General features: G+C 59.6%; 2 protein-coding genes. Both read right to left on the bottom strand.

The genetic code is table 11. The features are described from left to right. Nucleotides 1–63: 63 nt before the first annotated feature. Nucleotides 64–930, bottom strand: a complete 867-nt coding sequence (locus tag F4U95_RS24420; RefSeq protein WP_006961816.1) for a recombinase family protein — start codon at nt 928–930, stop codon at nt 64–66. Nucleotides 931–1,072: 142 nt separating this feature from the next. Next, nucleotides 1,073–3,982 carry a Tn3 family transposase gene (locus tag F4U95_RS24415; RefSeq protein WP_006961814.1) on the bottom strand — a complete coding sequence of 970 codons (2,910 nt, stop codon included), beginning with the start codon at nt 3,980–3,982 and terminating at the stop codon, nt 1,073–1,075. Between the last annotated feature and the right edge of the window lie 122 nt (nt 3,983–4,104).

Here is a 4,104-nt window from a genome sequence, read left to right as displayed (position 1 = left end):
GGCCCAGTCGGCCCGAAGCTGCGATTTTGGCCATGTTGAAGAACAAAGATTGAACATGGCGATCTACCAGGCTCGCTCTTGTCCTCCAATCTCGTAAACATCGGTCTCGATCGAGCACCTGTAGCTCTCTGCGATGTTGAACATCTCTGTCTGGAGAGATGCGATCTCATCATCGAGGCTGACGCCATCGGCACCCTGATCATAGGCGACGGTCAGCGTGTAATCGCAGTTCCCGGTCTTTTGCATCTGGTAATCCCGCTCCAGCATCGCCTCAATGCGCTCGCGAGCGGGCTTTCTGCCACGACCATGCTTGTTGAAGTTCTCGATGGTCAGATGCAGGGCGATGGTGACAGAAGGCGGCTTTTCCGGCAGCCCGATCCTTGAAGGAATGACGTCAAGCGCCCGATAGACGGTCATTCTTGAGATCTTGAGGTCGCGCGCGACGCTGGCCTTGCTCGCGCCGGCGGTGATCCGGCGTCGGATTTCATCGTCATCGATGTTTTTCTTCCGGCCTTTGTAGACGCCTTCGGCGCGCGCCGCCTCGATCCCGGCGCGCTGCCGGTCCTTGATGAACGTCAGTTCCATGTCCGCGACCATGCCCAGAATGGTGATCACCATCCGCCCCATGCTTCCGGCCGTCGTCACCTCCGGCTCAAGCACCCGCAATGAGGCTCCCTTCTGGTCGAGTTCATGAACCAGATTGAGAACATCGCGTGTGGAGCGACCGAGCCGATCGAGACGCAGGACGACGAGTTCGTCATCGGCGCGCAGGAACTGCATGATCGTCTCAAGCTCCGTGCGTCCAGTGCGCGATGCGCCCGAGCCTGTTTCGGAGCGGAGGATTTCACAGCCCGCTGCCTTCAACCGGGCAACCTGGATGTCGAGATCCTGGTCGATGGTGCTGACGCGGGCGTAGCCGACGCGGGTCATGGGCAAATCCGTCACATTAGGGTGGCTTTGCCCTCGTACAGTAACATTGGTGACGGAACCACCCTTTTGTGACATGTCGTATATGTCACTTCCGATCGTCACGTTCGGGTGCACCCAAATGGTGCGAGCGGAAAGGCCCCGGTCAGGCAGCAAGCCGCCCAAAATCGATCCGGCTATTCAGATCGAGGTCGAAGCGGCCATAAGGATTGACGTGGCTGTAAATCAGCGGTGTGAGGCCGCGATAATCATCCGGCGTCATCCGGCCCGTCCATTTCGGTTCCACCAGCACGCTCTGAAGCATTCGGGTGTTCACATAGACAAGCGACGCTTGCAGCAAATGTAGCGCCAGGACCGAGAGCTGCTGCTCATCGATGCGGTTAGTGGCGATCTCGCCGCCCTTGCCGAAGAAAACGAACCCATTGGCACTGTTCCAGTTTTCAACGACATTCAGGCCTTCATGAATTTCGCGGCGGAAGGACTCCTCGCGCAGATACCGGCACAGGAAGATCGTCTTGACCGCGCGGCCCAGCTCACTCAACGCCTTGTAGGTCGGGTGCATCACCTCGGAGCGGCTAAACCGGCGCAGGATCGCCTCCGGGTCGGCGGTTTTTGTCTGCATCGCGGCTGCATATTTGACCATCTCGTCATATTGCTGCTCGATCTCATCCCAGTTGATCGGACTGGAGAGGATCGGCTGCAAGTGGGGAAGCCGCGTTCGCATGCCGACATCGGGAAGAGCCAGCTTCTGGCGAGCGATCGCTTTCAGGCGGGGTGCAAGCTCAAATCCGAGAAGCCGGCAAAATGCAAAGCCAACCGCGCTTTGGCCATGACTATCAACATATTGTCGCTGGATTTCCATGTCGGTGCAATGGCGCAGCACGCCCTCGATCATGGAGGCGACCTCGGAGGAAGAGCAGCGCTTGAGCTGGGAATAGACGCATGTCGCGCGTCGTTCGACATGCCAGTAGATCATGACGCCCCGTCCACCATAACGCGCATGCCATTCCGTCATCAGGTTGCGATCCCAGGCTCCGAACTTTGTGGAATCTGACGCACAGGCCGTGCCGGCGTCCCCCCAGACTGCAGCATTGCGGATTGCCAGGGTCGCATTCGCAACCCTGGCACACGCCTCCTTGAGCGCCGCGGCATGAACGAAGCGGCGATGGACATGCAGCAGCTCTTCATAGCTGACATCGGGGGTGGCGCCGGCGATCCGCTTGAGCCCGGCATTCGTTCCCAGGCCGTAGAGGCATAGCAGGAGACGTTGATCCAGCGCGGTTTTCGGCAGTGCAACACGCGAGGCCGATGTTTCGAACGCTTCGAGAAGTCCCGTATCAAGGGCAGCCTCCTTCAGTACGTCGAGCAGCCCGGTCATCGGCCAGCGTTGGCCGATCTCGGTCTTGATCGAGGCGAGACCCCTGGGTTCGGGCAAGGGTTTGAACGGGGTGAGAGATATACGGTTCTCGCCGCGCCACAGCAGCCGAACCTTGTCGTTCCGGGGAATATTGGCATTGAGGAGCAACAGTTCCTGAGCAAGCTCTTCCCGGATGGCGCTTGAAAATGCACGCGCATCCGCCGTCAGGTTCAATCCTGTGTAATATGCTTCTCGCCGCGCATCGAAGTCCTTGGGAAGATCGTCATCGGGATTGCGGTATCGGTCCGCCCCGACAACCCAGATTTCCTTAGAACGGATGCGATCGCGCAGTTGCGCGAGGACACAAAGCTCATAACTGATCCGGTTTACGCGCCCCTCTTCATCAATGACGGAACTGCGCCATCTCGCCGGAATGACCTCGTCGACCGGCACTGCGTGCGGCGGCACGTAGCGGCATCCATCATCCACTTTGCTTCTGATCCAGTCCAGGGCCGCCAGCACCGGACGCCACACGGCGTTGTTCGACCGGAACTCCAGTGCCGAAAGCAGGCTTGGCAGCATACGGCGATAATGATTGGCCCATGACCTCCGCATCACCTTGTAGATCCGCCGATCCAAGGCGCCCTTTGCCTGGCTTTCCTTGATGATCGCCGCCAGTTTGTCCTTGCCGGCGATTGGGAAAATGACATCGCAGATGCGCCCGGATGGATCGTCGATCGAAGCGCTGGCAATCTCGACCAGGAGTCGCTCCTTGCCATAGACCCGCTCGATGTCTTTCGCGATATCGCCCACCACCTTGCGTTTCGAGCGCGATCCGATCTTATGGACCGTCTCGATCAGCAGGTCGACCATCGCATCCGTAAGCTGAGCTTCCCGCGCCATCAGATAAACGGCATAGAGCCCGAGCTGGCGCGCCGGTACATGCCGGCGCATCTCCGAGGCTTTCTCGCCGGCAACCCGGCGAACGATCTGATCGACCCATGCCTTGCCCGTGACCGATAGGAAATCTCGGGGAAGAGCAAGCCGTTGGATAAAGGCGAGTTTGGCGGTCACGCCAAGAATGTTTTCGAGCGTCGCCTGACCTGCATCCCCCTTCATCGTGTTGAAGCCGGTCGGGCCATCGGGATCGGCGAGCGAGGCTTCCAGCAAGGCGACCGCATCCGGCGCAAGCCGATCGCGGACTCGGGCCAACAGGGCCTCCAGATAGAGGTGTCGTTGCGAACGGACGAGGCGTTCCAGCTCCTTGCGCGACGGCCCATAGATACGGCGGTCGCGGCACCACAGGAAAACATGCTCGAGCATGGCATTGATCGGCTGCCCGCCCGCACAAAGATCGTCGGAAATCCACCTCGACAACGCCCTGCGATCCGTCTGCGTCATACGGCGGAACCCGAGATGCCGCAAAATCTCCGCGCAATGCCGGCGGGCGGTGCGCCCGGAAAAATCATAGTGGTTCACGGATTTGGCATCGAGACCAAGTTGCTCCGCCAGATACAAGACACCGTCGGAGGGTATCGACGCATGATCCGGCACAAAGAAGCCATGCCCGGCGAAAAATCTAAGCTGAACCGCCAATCCCAGTCGTGCCGTCTCCGCTTTGCCGGTCACGAACGCGATGTCCGAAAAACTCAGGCTCCAGGAGCCGATCAGATCCCCACTCGAAACGCCAAGGCTCATAACGCCGCTCCCTTATCGGAGCGGAACGTCGTTCCTCGCATGGGCGATCGTCAACAACAACCAGCCCGTTCCCGACGTGTTCTCCAAGATGACCAAAATCGCAGCTTCGGGCCGACTGGGCC

This window comes from Sphingobium limneticum, assembly GCF_008710165.1.
GTDB classification, from domain to species: domain Bacteria; phylum Pseudomonadota; class Alphaproteobacteria; order Sphingomonadales; family Sphingomonadaceae; genus Sphingobium; species Sphingobium limneticum.
The sequence above is the reverse complement of the archived record's forward strand: the minus strand, read 5'-3'. Positions and strand labels throughout refer to the sequence as shown.

What these genes read in the sequence shown, in the direction of transcription:
- F4U95_RS24420 (WP_006961816.1), bottom strand. Translation starts at nt 930, where the DNA reads ATGACCCGCGTCGGCTACGCCCGCGTCAGCACCATCGACCAGGATCTC.
- F4U95_RS24415 (WP_006961814.1), bottom strand. Translation starts at nt 3,982, where the DNA reads ATGAGCCTTGGCGTTTCGAGTGGGGATCTGATCGGCTCCTGGAGCCTG.